This is a genomic window from Alcanivorax sp. 1008, from assembly GCF_020667895.1.
Lineage (GTDB): Bacteria > Pseudomonadota > Gammaproteobacteria > Pseudomonadales > Alcanivoracaceae > PGZG01.
The window spans coordinates 13,448-29,212 of record NZ_JAFMPS010000006.1; the positions used below are offsets into that span (position 1 = coordinate 13,448).

Consider the following 15,765-nt stretch of genomic DNA (forward strand, 5'->3'; position numbering starts at 1 on the left):
TCACTACATCATCTGCCGTAACACATAGTGCAGAATGCCGCCGTGGCGGTAGTACTCCACCTCCGTAGCCGTATCCAGTCGTACCAGCGCGGCGAAGGTTTGTTCTTCGCCATTTTTGCGGACTCTTACACGGGTGATGCCGTGTGGCACCAGATCATCCAGCAGATCTGGAATATCGATCTCCTCGCTGCCATCCAGTTTCAGGGAATGCCGGTCAACGCCTTGCGGGAACTGCAGTGGCAGAATGCCCATGCCGATCAGGTTGGACCTGTGGATGCGCTCAAAACTTTCCGCAACCACCGCTCGTACGCCAAGCAGATTCGTGCCCTTTGCTGCCCAGTCCCGTGATGAGCCGGTACCGTATTCCTTGCCGGCAAATATCACCGTGGGCACGCCATCGTTCAGATAGCGCATTGCTGCACCGTAGATGGGAAGTACCTCGCCTTGCGGCATATGTTTGGTAACACCACCCTCACTGCCCGGTACCATTTCGTTTCTGATGCGGATATTGGCAAAGGTGCCGCGCATCATGACTTGGTGGTTGCCGCGACGGGAGCCATAGGAATTGAAATCCTTTGCTTGCACGCCGTGGCTTTGCAGATAGTGACCGGCCGGACTGTCCGCCTGAATGTTGCCAGCCGGGGAAATATGGTCCGTGGTAATCGAGTCGCCGAACAATGCCAGAATGCGCGCATTACTAATGGCGCTTAGCGGCGTTGGTGTTTTTGTCAGCCCATGGAAATATGGCGGATGCTGAATATAGGTGGAGTCATCCTTCCATTCATAGGTATCGGCGGTGGGCGCCGGCATGGCTTGCCAGTGAGCATCGCCGTCGAATACAGAGGCATATTGATGGCGAAACATGTCGCCGCTGACATTTTTTAGCGCGCTCTGGATTTCCGCGTTGCTTGGCCAGATGTCGCGCAAGTATACCGCTTTGCCCTGACTATCACGGCCTACCGGGTCTTTGCTCAGATCAATCTTTACTGAGCCAGCCAGTGCATAAGCGACTACCAGAGGTGGAGAGGCAAGCCAGTTTGTTTTGACGCTCTGGTGCACCCGTCCTTCAAAATTACGATTGCCTGATAGCACTGACGCAACCATCAGGTCACCTTGATGAACTGCTGTTTCGATCACCTCCGGCAAGGGGCCGGAATTACCGATACAAGTAGTGCAGCCATAGCCCACCAACTGGAACCCCAGAGCATCAAGGTCATCCTGCAGTCCGGCTTTGGCTAGATAGTCGGTCACTACCTTGGAGCCAGGCGCCAAAGATGTTTTTACCCAGGGCTTTCTGCTCAGGCCGTGCTCTCTGGCTTTTTTCGCCAGCAGCCCGGCAGCCATCATTACTGATGGGTTGGAGGTGTTGGTGCAGGATGTGATTGCCGCAATGACCACATCACCGTGGCTCAGGTCATGCTGCTGGCCTTCAATCTCAACAGCAACGACGCCAGGTGTGCTAGCAATCTCGGGCTGGATGCCGCCCTCGCTTTGCATCGCTGCCTCGTCGCGCACCGGAATTTGTTTGCTTTGCAGGTGAGTAAAGGTGGCGGCCACTTTGTTAAGGTCGACCCGATCCTGGGGTCGCTTCGGGCCTGCCAGGCTGGCTTGTACGGTGCTCAAATCGAGTGTTAGCAAGTCAGTAAATGTGGGCTCTTTCATGCCGGGTTCGCGCCACAAACCTTGAGCTTTGCTGTACTGCTCCACCAGCGCAACGCTATGGCCATCGCGACCGGATAGGGTCAGATATTCAAGGGTCCGCTCATCAATCGGGAAGAAGCCACAAGTGGCGCCATATTCCGGTGCCATATTGGCAATGGTGGCGCGGTCAGCCAGCGGCAGTTGATTAAGTCCGTCGCCGCAGAATTCGACAAACTTCCCGACTACGCCACGCTTGCGCAGCATTTCCGTAATCGTCAGCACCAGATCGGTGGCGGTAATTCCGTCTGTCAGTTTACCCACCAGACGAAAACCGATTACTTCCGGAATCAACATGGATACGGGTTGGCCAAGCATGGCCGCTTCCGCTTCAATGCCTCCCACACCCCAGCCAAGTACGCCAAGCGCGTTGATCATGGTGGTGTGCGAGTCTGTGCCCACCAGAGTGTCCGGATAGGCCCACAGCTCGCCGGATTTTTCTTCTGACCAGACGGCCTTTGCCAGATATTCCAGATTGACCTGATGACAGATGCCGGTGCCCGGTGGCACCACGCGAAAATTATTGAACGCCTTCTGGCCCCAACGCAGAAATTCGTACCGTTCGCCATTGCGTTCGTATTCACGACGAACATTGTCGGTAAAGGCGTGATCGGAGGCGAAGTTGTCCACCATCACCGAGTGATCGATAACAAGGTCCACTGGGGTGAGTGGATTGATGCGTTGCGGATCACCTCCCGCGGCAGCAATAGCGTCACGCATGGCAGCCAGATCTACCACGCCGGGCACGCCGGTAAAATCCTGCATCAGCACCCGTGCCGGGCGAAAGGCAATTTCCCGATCCGAGGTGCGCGTTTCCGTCCATTTAACCAGTGCGCGAATATCGTCTTTGCTGACACTGACGCCATCCTCAAAGCGCAGCAGGTTCTCCAGCAGCACCTTGAGTGAGAAGGGGAGTTGATCAAGATTGCCCCAGCCTTGATTGGCCAGTGCGGGCAGAGAAAAGTAGCGGTACTGGCGACCATCAAGTTCGAAGCTGGTGGCGGTGCCGAGGGTATTATTGCCGAACGTGGTCATGGCGAGCTCCCGTCTGATCCGTAGGGGGAGCCCTTGATACTACGCCCTGCAGCCGGGGTACTCAAAGAGCGCTGGAAAATACGCCGTCAAGTTGATGTAACAGATCAATAATAGCCTGGGTGTCCTGTTCGATATGCTTTAGCGACTCTTCCGCCATGGGCGCGATCTGGCAGCGTTCTGGCAGCGGTAGCGCTCCTTCAATCAAGGCGCGAAAGCGAGGTAGCAATACCCACTGCAGCCATTCGTCAAAATTCATCCGGTCGGCAAAAAATGGCACATTACTGGCGAACGCCTCCGGCGACGGAGGCTGGCCTGACCAGACCCCCAAATTACGTAGCTCTATTTCGATATCATCCAGTAGTACAGAGACAGTGGGTGCGCGAGGGTCAGTCATCAAGCATTGCCAAAAGATCGCTCAGTTCGTGCAGATTGTGGATGCGATGGGGGTGGCTGTCCAAGTGTTGTGGCCAGGACTGGTCGAGCAGATTGGCCCAGACCGCATGAAAGCCTTGCTGGCGGGCGCCATGAATGTCTTCTTCTGGATGGTCGCCAACATGCACTGCCTGCTCGGGCTTTACCCCGGCGGACTGCAGCGCTGCCTGAAATATCTCCGGTTCCGGTTTGCGCCGGCCAATGGACTCCGCTGAATGATGAAAATCGAACAGCTCATGAATGCCAATTTTTTTCAGGTCCGCGTTGCCATTGGTCAGCGCGCCCAGTTGATAGCTGCCAGCCAATAGTTCCAGAGTCTCAAGGGCTCCCGGGAAAAACACCACTTCGTTACGGGCATCATGGAATACGCGGAAACCCTGACCGGCCAGTAGTGCGGCTTCGTTGGTGCAGTAGCCCGCCTCACGAAAGCCAAGCGCCAGTGCATCACGGCGCAGGGCTGTCAGGTTGTGGATGTAGCCAGGTTTGTCGCGTAATAGCTGATTGCGGATGCGCACCATGGTATCGCGCCCCATATAGGCGGCAGCATCAGGGTGTTTCTCGGCAATCCATTCTGCGCAACGGCGCTCCGCCCGGCGGATCACTTCATCCACCGGCCAGAGGGTGTTATCCAGATCAAATGTGATCAGCTTTAGTGCGGCCATAGGTACGATGTTAGCCCGCCTTGTATGGCCGGGTCATTACCGGTTGGCGGCTGCTGCTATTATCAGTCCTTCTAATGAGACGCCGTCTACAAACCGGAGGGGAGCTATGCGCGGAGTGGTACTGGATCTCGACACCTTGCATCCGCAGGACCTGTCATTGGACGACCTGCAAGCCAGTTTGCCGGATTGGCAGTTGTTTGCCGGCACCAGCCCGGAGGATACGGCGGCGCGGATAGCGGGTTGTCAGGTTGTGGTTACCAACAAGGTGGTAATTGACCGGGCGGCGATGCATGCCTGTGCTGACCTGAAGCTGATCTGTGTGTCTGCCACTGGCACTAACAACGTGGACCTGCAGGCGGCCACAGAGCGAGGCATCGTGGTGTGCAATGTGCGTGACTATGCGGCGGCCAGTCTGGCGCAGCATGTTTTCGCACTGCTATTGGCGTTGGCCACCCGCTGGCACCAATATGCGGCTGATGTGCAGGCTGGAGAATGGTCGCGCTCACCCATGTTTTGCCTGATGCACCGGCCGGTGATGGAGCTGGCAGGCAAGACATTTGGAGTGATCGGCTACGGGGTGCTTGGCCGGGAGGTGGCCAGGCTGGCACAGGCTTTTGGCATGCGGGTGCTGGTTAGCGACAGTCTGCGCCCCGGTGTGGCGTCCCAGCCTGATCGGGTGCCACTGGCGACGCTGCTTAGGGAAAGTGATGTGATCTCGCTGCATTGCCCACTGGATAAGGCCACCGCTCAGCTGGTAAACAAGGATTTTCTGGCGGCCATGAAGCCAGGTGCAGTGCTGATTAACACGGCCCGTGGCGGCCTGGTTGACGAGGCGGCACTGAAGCAGGCGTTGCTCGATGGGCAGCTGGCGGGGGCTGCGCTGGACGTGCTCAGCGTGGAGCCCCCGCCTGCGGATCATCTGTTGCTCGATGCGGCGATCCCGAATCTGATTATTACTCCTCACAACGCCTGGGTGAGTCGTGAATGTCGCCAGCGCTTGCTCGATGGCGTGGTGGCAAATATTGAGGGCTGGAAGGCAGGCAAGCCGGTTAATCCAGTGCTGGCCTGAGTGTGCTTTTTTGTTTGCCGTCGCGATCTGGCATGATGCCGCCCTGCTTGCGTCGTGATCGGCGCACCCTCTGTCCCCGGAGATGCCATGAGTGAGTTACCCAATTGCCCGAAATGTGGCAGCGAATACGCCTATGAAGATGGCGTCATGTTGGTCTGTCCGGAATGCGCCCACGAGTGGTCGAAGGACACAGAGCTAGAGTCCCAGGATGATGCTCCGGTGATTAAGGATGCCAATGGCACGGTACTGGCTGACGGCGATACCGTCACCGTGATCAAGGATCTGAAACTGAAAGGTTCGTCCCTGGTTGTAAAGGTCGGCACCAAGGTAAAGAACATCCGCCTGGTTGACGGTGATCACGACATCGATTGCAAGGTCGATGGCATCGGAGCCATGAAGCTGAAGTCCGAATTCGTCAAGAAGGTTTGATGGCAGGGGCCATCGGCGCAGGGGCTGGTAATCTGGCTCCTTACTCTCCCTGTTCCGCAATCCAGCGCAGAAACTCGCGGCGTTCTTCTGCTGTCGCATTACGCCAGCTTGCCTTGAGTAAATCGCTATGGCTCAGCCCTTCTGCGGCGGGTGCCACCGAGTTATACAGCGGTGCAGGCTGTGCCGTTGGCACGCTTAGAAACCCCTGACTGAGCATCATGCCGCTGGCTTCTGTGGGGCGGCGCTGGCCAGTGGACAGATCAACGCTGTAACCGCTGAACTGCTTTGCCATCTGCTTTGCCGCCTCAACATCCGCCGGCACATCGAAAGCCAGACGGTGGCGCTCGCCTGCCTGACCGGTGACACGAAACAGCACCGGATCTGACTTGACCACGTCATGCTCGTTGTCCGACAGCTCGAACAGGTTTTTGTAATAGGCAGTGATGCGGTAGTCACCGGGCTGTAATTGCAGGGTGCGATCGCCAAAACCGAATAGTTTGTTGATGCCTTCCAGTCGACGATCATTGATGGTGACGATTTCCAGTTCCACTGGCACGTCGATAAGTAGCAGCTGTTGAGGCGGCAGCTCGCTGCCCTCGTAAAGCTTGATCACCGGGCTTTGGGCGCAGGCGCTGAGCAGGGCGAACAGTGTGATTGCTGTTAGACGCATTGCAGTCAGGTGCATGGCATACCTCGTTTGGCCGGGCAAATCAGGAGCGACAGCTTGGCCCGCTATGATGACATTTATGTGTCAGTGGCTGTTGGCTTGATTTAGTAGGAGCCAGGGCGCAGACGGCGTATTTGCGTTTCAGACTCCTCCGCCGCTGCATCACAGGTCTGTTGACAGTCCTGCATTGTTTCAAATGGCACTGTGCCGTCACAGCCTCCCCAGATAAAGGCCTTGCAGGTGCCGCTTTGCGGGTCAAACCAGTAACGCTCAATGGCTGCTCGACAGCGTCCTGATTCGGGCTTTAGCTGGCATTGTTCAGGCAATCTTTCCTCGCTGGTCTGGCAGCCGGCCAGTGCCAGTAGTGCTGCTGCAAAAAACGCATAGCGCATGGGGTCACCCTCGATGATCGCTGACAAATGGATTGCTGCGTCGCTCCTCGCCAAAGGTCGACATTGGACCATGGCCGGGGATAAAGGCAACGTCATCACCCAGCGGAAACAGTTTTTCCCGAATAGAGCTGACCAGCTCGGCATGGTTGCCGCGGGGAAAATCGCTGCGCCCGATGGAGCCGGCAAACAGTACGTCGCCAACCACAGCGAGGCGTGACTGCGGCTCAACAAACACCACATGACCGGGAGTGTGGCCCGGACAATGCAGCACATCCAGTTTGGTATTGCCAACGGTGACGGTATCGCCATGTTCCAGCCAGCGGGTCGGAACGAAGGTTTTTGCCGGTGGAAAACCAAACATTTGTGACTGCTGTGGCAGCATGTCAATCCAGAAGCTGTCTTCCTTTTGCGGGCCTTCGATGGGCAAGCTGAGGCGTTCGGCCAAGTCTGCCACGGCACCGGCATGATCAATATGCGCATGAGTGACCAGGATTTTCTCTACGGTGCCACCAATCTGCTGCAGGGCATCAACAATGCGCTCAATGTCGCCACCGGGATCGACCACCGCCAGATTGCCGGTTTGTTCGCATTGCAGTATCGAGCAGTTCTGCTCGAAAGCAGTCACCGGCAGGATTGCGTATTTCATTCACAGGTCCGCGTCATCAAACGAGCCGGCAGTATAGCAAAAAGGCCCCTTGCGGGGCCTTTGCTGTATGCAACTGTTGTTACAGGCGTTCTATGGTTACTGGCAGGCCGTCTTTTGGCATTGCCAGGGGCACCAGTTGATAAGGAGCTTCATAGCCCGGCCGCACTGATACCTTGTAAGTGCGCAGGAAGTGGAACAGGAAGATCTTTGACTGCAGTTCGGCGAAGTTCAGTCCAATGCACTTGTGATGGCCGCCACCGAAAGGCACCCATTGGTAGAAATGTTTCTTTTCTTCGGCGCGCTCAGGAGAGAAGCGCAGCGGATCAAAGGTGTAAGGGTTGCTCCAGTACTCCTCCATATAGTGAGTATGCAGCGGGACAATGCTGACCAGAGTATTTTTGGGGATTTTGTAGCCCTTAAACTCGGTGTCTTCGATGGCGCGGCGTGGAATGGTCGGCAGCGGTGGATACATGCGCAGGGCTTCCTTGAATACCCAGGTGGCGCTGTCCATTTTGTCGAGGTCTTCGTAATCAAGATGTTCCTTACCCAGTGCATTGAACTCCGCGCGCAAGCGCTCTTGCCATTCCGGGTTTCTTGCCAGTGCGTGGATGATCGAGCTGAGCGTGCTGGTGGTGGTGTCGTGAGCAGCAAATAGCAGGAAGATCATGTGGTTCATGATGTCTTCATCGCTCAGTGTTAGCTCACCTTCCTCGTCCACTGCCCGGCATAGCTCAGAGAAAAAGTCAGTGCCATTGCCAGTTCGTTTTTGCGGAATCAGGTCGGTCATAAACTTTTCAAGAAAGCGTCGGCCTTTCATTCCCCGATACCAGATGGTGCCTGGGATTTCGACGCGCAGTACGGCCAGAGAGGCATCCACCTCCGCCACGAAGGCTTCGTTGACCTGCTGTGCTTCCGGGCCCATTTTCAAGCCCAGGAATGTACCCGCGCCGACGTCCAGTAACAGCGATTTGATCGCTTCAAAGAAGCTGAACTCTTTGCCCTGCGGCCAGTTCTGGATGCCACTGGCGATATGCGGGTTCATGCTGGTCATGTAGCTGGTCAGGGCCGGCTTCTTGAAGGCCTGCTGCAGCAGGCGGCGATGAAGCTTGTGGTCGGTAAAGTCGCGCATCATCAGGCCGTTGGTAAACAGCTTTTCCAACATAGGGTTCCAAGCGGCTCGGCTGGAAAACACATGGGCCTGATCGCGCAGGACAAATTCGTTGGCTTCCGGGCCAAGCACGGTCAGGCCGCGCTGGAAGAAGATGCTGCCCTTGAACACCGGCCCGTATTCGGCGGCGCCCCGGTTCACCAGGCCTTGAAAGTCGCGCAGGAACTCGAAGGTCTGGCCGAACAGCGGCAGGCCGTACTTACCCGGAATGTGGTCGAGCTTGCGCTGCGGGAAACGGGGCAGGTGAGCGGCCTTCTGCTGGGCTGATTGCATGGTGTTCACGGCGTGATCCTCGAGTGAATCTATTGGTATACACCGAATCTACTCCGCCCCATCAAGCAAGGCCATGACCTGTCAGTAACTGTCAAAGCAGACTGTCAGTCGCGGTCTGGCAGTGAATATGGGCCATAAGGATTACAGAACCTGCTGGGCGCAGAGCTCCGGGATATGGTCCTCCGGCAGGCTGGTTTCGCAGCGCCATACGCCCGGCAGCCCGGTGGGCACCAGACGGAACCGATAGCCCTCCATGCCGGCGATGGCATTGCTGAATTCGTACAGGATGGCGCCATCGCTCTCCAGTCCGAAACGACGGAAGTTGGGGTCGCTGGAGCGGTGCGCCTCGGGCAAGCCAATCTGCTCATTGCTGGTAGCCGGCACCCCGTTTTGCTGAAAAAACCGGCTGATTTTTTTGCGCATGCCGCGGTCAGCCCGAACCCGGTCTGCCAGTATCTGGCGCACTTTTCCGGCGCGTTGCAGGAGCGGGTCCTGATGCTGTTTGAGCGCTTCCCGTACCGGTGTGGGAAGAGTGGGCAACGGACCTGTGGTCAGGGTCTTGGCAACTATCGGGTTGCTACTGCGGCAGCTCGCCGGGCGCAGCTCCCGGGGCAGGGTGCCGCCCTCACAGCGCCAGCGTATGTCCCCCTGATCCAGCTTCTCCGGGATAAATATCATTGTGTGGCCACCCAGCTGAGCGGATTGGGCGGCAAATGTGACGGTGAGTAGAGAAGAGTTGCCAATGCGGATCTCTTCAATGATGTCATCGGCTTGCAGCAGGCTCTCATCCAGGCGCGCATCCAGCGCGCTGTTGGGCCAGAAGCCGGTGCGTTGGATGAATTCTCGCAGCGGCTGCTGAACGGCTTCGCTCCGCTGCAGGGCATGGGCCAGCTGGCGATCGCTGTGCCATTGACTGATCCAGTCACGCCCGGCGAACCAGTAAAAGGCTGCCAGCAGGATGCCAATAATGATGATGATTGCCAGAGTCAGCAGACTGGCGAGGCGAAATCTTTTCAGGCCAATTGTTGCCATAGCGGTTGCGTCCATTCAGTCGCGCGGTTTTCAATCGGCCCGACCTTACACCATGGGAAAGTTTCATGACACTGACTTCCGGCACTGTCAGCAGCAATGGCATTGAGTTGTTTTATGATGCCCGAGGGCCGGAGACCGGCGAACCGATTGTCTTCGTTATGGGGCTGTCGGCGCAGATGGTGTTCTGGCCAGAGCCTCTATTAGATCAGCTGGCGGATAGTGGCTATCGGGTAATTCGTTTCGATAACCGCGATGTCGGTCTGTCCTCCAAGTTGCGTGCCCCGGCCAGTCATGGCCCGGCCGCAGCCGTGGCGCGTTACTTCGTTGGCATGCCGGTACGTGCTGCTTACAACCTGTATGACATGGTGGCTGACACCGTCGGCTTGCTGGATGCGTTGGAGATCGAGCGCGCCCATATGGTCGGTGCCTCCATGGGAGGCATGATCAGTCAGCTGATGAGCGCCACACGACCGGAGCGGGTGAGAAGCCTGACCTCTATTATGTCCAGCCCCAATACCCGCTGGCCCATCGCGCCACCGAAACCAGCGGCATTAAAGACTCTGGTTGGCCCAAACGTCAGAATTGAAAACGCCGATCAATTCGTCGCCTTTGGCAAGCAGATGATGCGCACCCTTGGTGGCTCATTGCAGACCAGTGACGCGCTGGCGGAACAGATGTTCCGCCAGAGCTGGGAGCGCGGACTGCACCCCCGTGGTGTGCGTCAGCAGTTTATGGCGGTGCTTTCTACCGGCGCATTCCGTAATCAGCTGAAGAAAATTCGCGTGCCAGCCACTGTTATTCACGGTAGTGAGGACCCGTTGATCCGTCCCGCCAGTGGTCGCGAGTCGGCAAAGGCGATTCCCGGTGCGCGCTTTGAACTGATTCGTGGCATGGGCCATGACCTGCCCGACCAGGCCCTGCCACAAATCGCTTCCCTTATTGAGGAGACGGCGCGTCGCGCGAGGTGACCGTTGCCGGTTCGCTGCGCTGCCACTCCGGCGGCATCCACAGATGCTTCAGGCGTGACAGCAGCGGACCTGACTGGGCCATATCCCGAAACATATCCTGATACTCGTGGGTCCACAGGTGAATCAGGTTGTTTGAGCGTGGCGGCCGGGTAATGCCGTACTCAATCTTGCCCTTGTCTTCCTCGCGGACAAAAGTGCCGAACATACGATCCCAGATAATCAGCACGCCGCCGTAGTTGGTATCGATGCAATCCGGATTCTTACCGTGATGAACTCGATGATGGCTTGGCGTGTTGAAAACGAACTCAACGGCCGGGTGTAGCTTATCCACCAGCGTAGTGTGGACAAAGAACTGATAAACCAGCGACAGGGCATAGGCGACGCCGATCCACACCGGGTTCAGGCCGATCAGTGCCAGCGGCACATAGAACAGCCAGTTACCGTTAAAAATATTGGTGGCGTTCTGACGCATGGCGGTGGAAAAGTTCATCCGCTCGGAGGAGTGATGCACCACATGGCCGGCCCAGAACCAGCGCACCCGGTGGCCGGCGCGATGCATCCAGTAAAAGCAGAACTCCACGCCGATAAAGGTTGCCAGTGCGGTCAGCCAGGTTAGCTCGATATCGAACAAACGGTGGTGGAAGGCAAAGGCAAACACCGGGAAGGCGATGATGCCGGCGAACAGTAATTCGGTTACCTGATAACCGGCGCCGAGCATGAAATTGCGAATGGCCTCGGCCACATTCATGCGGCTGGGGTCGTGGCGGATGCGACGATATTCCCATACCGCAACGCCGACAAAGAACGGCGTGGCGATAACAAAAATCAGTTGGCGCAGGTCCAGTGCCAGCCACGGGGCAACCCGGTTCCACAGCTCAAGCAGCCCGCTCTGGGTCAGCATCTCCGTCATCATTTCGATCAAGTTCATCGGTGTCTCCGACAATAAGCGCCGGGCAGGGCGCGATAACACCTATTCTGACCAGCACGCCTGTGTCTTTATTGACGAAAAACGCCTATATTTTGACAATAGACGCCACCTGGTGGATGGGGATAGATATGGCGGCAATGATGCGGGTAACCGGTGCCTGGACCGGGCTGTTGAGTGACTGGCTCGACCAGCGAGGTTTGCCGGCCATCGAACTGCGTGCCCGGCTGAGCCGCTGGGCGGCGGACGATATCGTGCCGTTGCCGGTGTGGAGTGACCTGCTATCCGCTGGCATGGCGCTAGCCAGCGATGAGCCAGCGCCGGAGCTGGCCATCGGCGCCATGGTGCAGCCACGCCATGTTGGTGTGCTGGGCTATTTGGTGCTGGCCGCTGACACCCTTGGCGAAGCCATGCTCGCTTACCAGCGTTATGAAAAGCTGTTTTACGGGGTAGGTCTGGCGGAGCTGACGGGCTTGGGTGATCAGATCGAAATGCGCTGGGCAAAGCAGACCGCCGAGCTTGGACAGGACGGCGACGGGGTGGCCATCGCCGCCCTGATAACCTTTATGCGCAATCAGGTGCCGGATCCGCCGCCGCCAACCCTGGTCAGCTTTGCCCATCCGCTATCTGATTCTCGTCGCGCTGCCTACGAGCAGTTCTTCCAATGTCCGGTACAGGATAACGACAGCCATATCCGCGTGCGTTTCCCGCTGGGCTATTTGCAGATCCGTATGCCCCATGCGGACCCAGGGCTTAAAGCCCTGCTTGATCGTCAGGCTGAAGCGCTGTTGCGAGCCTTGCCCGGCTCCGATGATTTTGATCGTGCGTTGCAGCAGGTGTTGCTGCGCCTGTTAGCGGATGGTGAGGCGACGCTGGAGCGTGCCGCATCTGTTATGCATCTGGCGCCGCGCACATTACAACGCCGGCTGGCAAAGCATGGCCTTAGCTGGCAGCAGTGGCTGGATCGAAACCGCGAGCAATTGGCCCGTCAGTATTTGCAGGATCGCGGGCTGGGGTTAAGTGATATTGCCTTGCTGCTCGGCTTTTCCGAGCAGAGTGCGTTTAACCGCGCCTTCAGGCGATGGGTGGGTGTGTCGCCGGGGAGGTATCGGCGGGATGCGGGGGGCATTCATGCGTAAGCTGCGTCCAATTGATCTGGCTTGTCAAATTACTCCATGATACAAACATTCGAAACGCAAGAGTCTCTATAATAAAGACCACATAAAGTCGTACTAGTACCTGGGTTGGTTATCAGCCACTTTTGATACGCGTATTCACTTTTAAGGGTATCTAACACCTCTTCATCGACTGCCTGAATTGAATAAGCTTTGGCCTGAAAATTACAAAAATCTTCATTTATATCTATATTAAATGTCCTGCAATCAGCGTAGCTCTGACAAGATTGCACGCTTGCATCTATCAGGTTATGAGCTTCGTTCTTTATTCGGCCCATTTCACTCCTAGGGTGAGGTTGTGAAGTCCCCGATGTTAAGTCAATTTTTACACTAACAATTGTATGATCTGTACGGAAGTAATTGGCACACGCCGCCTCAAAATATAAAGTAGCTCTATTCTCCTCAAAAACGATCTCGCCAGTTGTCTCTAGAGGTCGTACCTCCCCGCATGTTTCACAGCTCCAGCCTGGCTCCCTTGCGTTGAAAAATAAATTTCCATCTGGATCTATTTCTCCAAAAACTGATCCTGAAGTCCCAGTGTTTAGCTCGACAGCGTTTCCTGAAATGCCGAGAATTGCTTTACCGCCCCCTCCGCACGAATAGATAGACCGCCAATAACCAGAGTAATATTCATCATAGTGCTTGCTAAGCGGGTTAGGTAAAAAACCAAAACCTAGCAGAAGCCCAACAGGCTGCAAAATAATAGAAGCGCCACCATTCTGAATCGAATCGTTGCTCTCGCTTCCCCCGCCACAAGAAGCCAGATTTGTTGCTAAAAAAATGGTGAAAATAGTTATAAGTGGTTTTTTCAAAATTTTTCCTAGCCTACTTGGTCTTGCCCGCAAAAAGTGACGGCGGAAATTTATGATCTTCCCCTGATAAAATGGACACGCTTCTTTTCACGCAGCCATTCTCTCGAATTCCATTGGGCTCAGATAGCCCAAGGCCGAGTGCAGCCTGCTTAGGTTGTAAAATTGGTTGATGTATCCGGATAGCGCCAGTCGTAGCTCCGTTTCATTTCCAAACTCCTCTCCGTGGATTAGCTCCGCCTTCAGGCTGTGGAAGAATGACTCCATGTGTCCGTTGTCTGTGCAACGGCCAGGTCGATTCATACTACAACGAATGCCGTGACGCTCAAGCTTATTCTGTAGTATATGTGCGCCACTATCTGGCGACCCTGATACAGGTCAGGTCCGCAACCCACTGCTGATCCACCGCCGTCGGCGAACCGGCATCCACCCTCAGGTTCTGATGGCGGGCAAAGAACTTCTCTAGGCCGAGAATCCTCCGGTACAGCGTTGCCGCCCGACCCACCAGGCCTGCATCCCGCATAATACACTCCACACGTTTCTTGCCGACCCGGATACCTTGCCGGGCCAATACCTTATGCACCCGCGGGCTGCCGTAGCGCCCATCGCTTTTCTGATGAGCCCGCTCAATGCGCCGGGAAAGCCAGCGATCTTCAAGCGCTCGCGCACTCGCAGGACGCTTTAGCCACGCATAGTAGCCACTCCGGGAAACCCCGAGCCATGTACACAGGTATATGACGCCTAGTTCTCATCCGTGGACTTGGATGAATCCAAATCGCTCTGATGTTGTTCCGCCAGATACCGTTGCCACTTTTCTAGGAGATCGCTCTCCTTCTTGAGGCGATCGTTCTCCCGCTTCAGCGGAGCCATCTCGTTGAGCTCTGCAGTACTAGGGGTTTTGGGATTCTTCATCACTGATACACGCTTGCGGCCGTCAGCCCTGATCTTGCCTTCCCGGTACTCTTTGCGCCAGCGCGACAGCATGAAGGGGTGAATGCCCAGTCCCTCGGCAACTTGCTGGATCTGAATCCCTTCCTGATAGCTCATCTCGACAGCACGGATCTTGAACTCGTCCGCGTACCGCCAGGTCTTTCTCGGATTGTTGTACTTCGGTATTTCCACACCTCCTCGGTTAGGAGAAGGTGTCCACTAAATCGGGGGAACTACATTGTCGCGTGCATGGCCTTGTATGATCGAAAAGCCCCCATTTTGACTGTCTCCCCGATCGCGATAAGGTGAGGCCCAAACCTGTAGCCGCAGGTTTTCAGTGTGGTAGCCCGATGCTTTGCCGGCGCCCGAGTGAGCCCGTTAACAAGCCGGGGCACCACACTGATTCGTTTGTCTAACTCGAACAGTCGAAAGAGCCTCGAGCTCGAATGTAGCAAGGGTGAGTTATGAGCACAATGAACCAGGTCTACAGCGATCCGCAGGGCAAGAACGTCGGCATTGATGTCGGCAAATCACAACTCGATATCCACATCCATGAACAGGACAACCATTGGTCTTCAGGCAATAACGCAGCTGATATCAAAGCGCTCGTATCCCGGCTGGCACGCTACAAGCTGGCCCGAATTGTCGTTGAAGCCACCGGCGGGTATGAGCGCGATCTGGTCGAGGCTTGTGCCGAGAAGGGCTTGCCCGTTGTCATCGTGCAGCCAAGGCAGGTACGAGGCTTCGCCCGCATCCGGGGTGTAATGGCCAAGACCGACAAGCTGGATGCCCGGGTGATTGCCGAGTTTGGCGCGATGATGAAGCCAGATGTACGTCCGCTCTCCAGCAAGAATATCCGGGCATTCAGAGAGTTGCTGGCAAGGAAGCGCCAACTGAACGAGGCGCGCACCCAGGAGCTGAACCGCCAACAGAAAGCCACGAAAGTCGTCGCACGGTCACACACAGCGATGATCAAGCTCCTCGACAAGGAGATTGCCTGGGTCAACGACAAGCTCACCCAGGCCATGAGTGAAATCGAGGAGTGGCAGGCGACCTATGAGTTGCTGAGCACCGTGCCTGGGATCGGCGACGGCGTGGCGTTCACCCTGCTGGGAGAGCTGCCCGAGCTCGGCTCTCTCACCAGCCGGGAGGTCGGCGCCTTGTGTGGGCTGGCTCCGTTCAACAAGGACAGCGGCACCATGAAGGGTAAGCGTCGCATCAAGGGTGGCCGCGCGCCAATACGCACAGTGCTATATATGGCCATGCTCAGCGCCATCCAGCACAACCCGGTGATGCGTAGCTTCTACCTGCGGCTGGTCGCCCAAGGCAAGCACAAGAAGGTGGCGATTACGGCCTGCATGCGCAAGATGATGACGATTTTAAATGCCATGGTCCGCGACCAGAGACCATGGCAGATGGCATGAATTAAGTCGGCTACGGGGTTGATTTGGGATC

Annotated in this window: 15 protein-coding genes and 1 pseudogene; 5 read left to right on the forward strand and 11 right to left on the reverse strand. The window is 56.5% G+C overall.

The features are described from left to right. Nucleotides 1-3: 3 nt before the first annotated feature. From acnA to J1C54_RS08800, 3 genes are all read right to left on the reverse strand, one after another. Nucleotides 4-2,733, reverse strand: coding sequence for an aconitate hydratase AcnA (gene acnA, locus J1C54_RS08790; RefSeq protein ID WP_229146538.1), 2,730 nt, complete (start codon nt 2,731-2,733; stop codon nt 4-6). Between the two features lie 61 nt (nt 2,734-2,794). Continuing rightward, on the reverse strand, nt 2,795-3,127 hold the full coding sequence (locus tag J1C54_RS08795) for a YqcC family protein (protein ID WP_229146539.1): 333 nt from the start codon (nt 3,125-3,127) through the stop codon (nt 2,795-2,797). Then, nucleotides 3,120-3,827 carry an HAD family hydrolase gene (locus J1C54_RS08800; RefSeq protein WP_229146540.1) on the reverse strand — a complete coding sequence of 236 codons (708 nt, stop codon included), beginning with the start codon at nt 3,825-3,827 and terminating at the stop codon, nt 3,120-3,122. The genes J1C54_RS08795 and J1C54_RS08800 overlap by 8 nt, the downstream gene beginning before the upstream one ends. 106 nt (nt 3,828-3,933) lie before the next feature. Here J1C54_RS08800 and J1C54_RS08805 point away from each other — a divergent pair, with 106 nt between their 5' ends. After that, on the forward strand, nt 3,934-4,896 hold the full coding sequence (locus J1C54_RS08805) for a D-2-hydroxyacid dehydrogenase (RefSeq protein ID WP_229146544.1): 963 nt from the start codon (nt 3,934-3,936) through the stop codon (nt 4,894-4,896). An 87-nt stretch (nt 4,897-4,983) separates the two neighbouring features. Next, the gene (locus J1C54_RS08810; protein WP_229146547.1) at nt 4,984-5,325 is read left to right on the forward strand and encodes a zinc ribbon domain-containing protein YjdM; all 342 of its coding nucleotides are present in this window, start codon (nt 4,984-4,986) and stop codon (nt 5,323-5,325) included. Nucleotides 5,326-5,365: 40 nt separating this feature from the next. On the opposite strand, the gene J1C54_RS08815 is transcribed toward J1C54_RS08810, so the two are convergent. The 5 genes from J1C54_RS08815 to J1C54_RS08835 form a co-directional block, all read right to left on the reverse strand. After that, complete coding sequence (locus tag J1C54_RS08815; RefSeq protein ID WP_229146549.1) at nt 5,366-6,010, reverse strand: DUF2057 family protein; 645 nt, start codon at nt 6,008-6,010, stop codon at nt 5,366-5,368. Between the two features lie 86 nt (nt 6,011-6,096). Next, nucleotides 6,097-6,384 carry a BPTI/Kunitz domain-containing protein gene (locus J1C54_RS08820; RefSeq protein ID WP_229146552.1) on the reverse strand — a complete coding sequence of 96 codons (288 nt, stop codon included), beginning with the start codon at nt 6,382-6,384 and terminating at the stop codon, nt 6,097-6,099. A gap of 4 nt (nt 6,385-6,388) precedes the next feature. After that, nucleotides 6,389-7,030 carry an MBL fold metallo-hydrolase gene (locus tag J1C54_RS08825; protein WP_229146554.1) on the reverse strand — a complete coding sequence of 214 codons (642 nt, stop codon included), beginning with the start codon at nt 7,028-7,030 and terminating at the stop codon, nt 6,389-6,391. 79 nt (nt 7,031-7,109) lie between these two features. Continuing rightward, nucleotides 7,110-8,471, reverse strand: a complete 1,362-nt coding sequence (locus tag J1C54_RS08830; protein WP_229146824.1) for a cytochrome P450 — start codon at nt 8,469-8,471, stop codon at nt 7,110-7,112. Between the two features lie 141 nt (nt 8,472-8,612). Further along, entirely contained in the window at nt 8,613-9,503 is an 891-nt protein-coding gene (locus J1C54_RS08835; protein ID WP_229146557.1) for a pilin, read from the reverse strand. Nucleotides 9,504-9,568: 65 nt separating this feature from the next. Here J1C54_RS08835 and J1C54_RS08840 point away from each other — a divergent pair, with 65 nt between their 5' ends. Further along, nucleotides 9,569-10,471: an alpha/beta fold hydrolase gene (locus J1C54_RS08840; RefSeq protein ID WP_229146561.1), complete on the forward strand. Its 903-nt coding sequence runs from the start codon at nt 9,569-9,571 to the stop codon at nt 10,469-10,471. On the opposite strand, the gene J1C54_RS08845 is transcribed toward J1C54_RS08840, so the two are convergent. Further along, nucleotides 10,440-11,399 (reverse strand): sterol desaturase family protein, encoded by a 960-nt coding sequence (locus J1C54_RS08845; RefSeq protein WP_229146564.1) that lies wholly within the window; start codon nt 11,397-11,399, stop codon nt 10,440-10,442. The two genes, J1C54_RS08840 and J1C54_RS08845, sit on opposite strands and share 32 nt — an antisense overlap. Before the next feature lie 128 nt (nt 11,400-11,527). Between J1C54_RS08845 and J1C54_RS08850 the strand changes: the two genes are divergently transcribed. Beyond that, nucleotides 11,528-12,535: an AraC family transcriptional regulator gene (locus J1C54_RS08850; RefSeq protein ID WP_229146567.1), complete on the forward strand. Its 1,008-nt coding sequence runs from the start codon at nt 11,528-11,530 to the stop codon at nt 12,533-12,535. A gap of 29 nt (nt 12,536-12,564) precedes the next feature. Here the strand turns inward: J1C54_RS08850 and J1C54_RS08855 are convergent, their stop codons facing one another. Further along, nucleotides 12,565-13,383, reverse strand: coding sequence for a hypothetical protein (locus tag J1C54_RS08855; RefSeq protein ID WP_229146569.1), 819 nt, complete (start codon nt 13,381-13,383; stop codon nt 12,565-12,567). 87 nt (nt 13,384-13,470) lie between these two features. Next, nucleotides 13,471-14,496, reverse strand: a pseudogene (locus J1C54_RS08860) (IS3 family transposase). Nucleotides 14,497-14,774: 278 nt separating this feature from the next. Here J1C54_RS08860 and J1C54_RS08865 point away from each other — a divergent pair. Further along, a complete protein-coding gene (locus J1C54_RS08865) occupies nt 14,775-15,734 on the forward strand; it encodes an IS110 family transposase (RefSeq protein WP_229146572.1) in 960 nt (319 codons plus the stop codon). Nucleotides 15,735-15,765 lie beyond the last annotated feature (31 nt).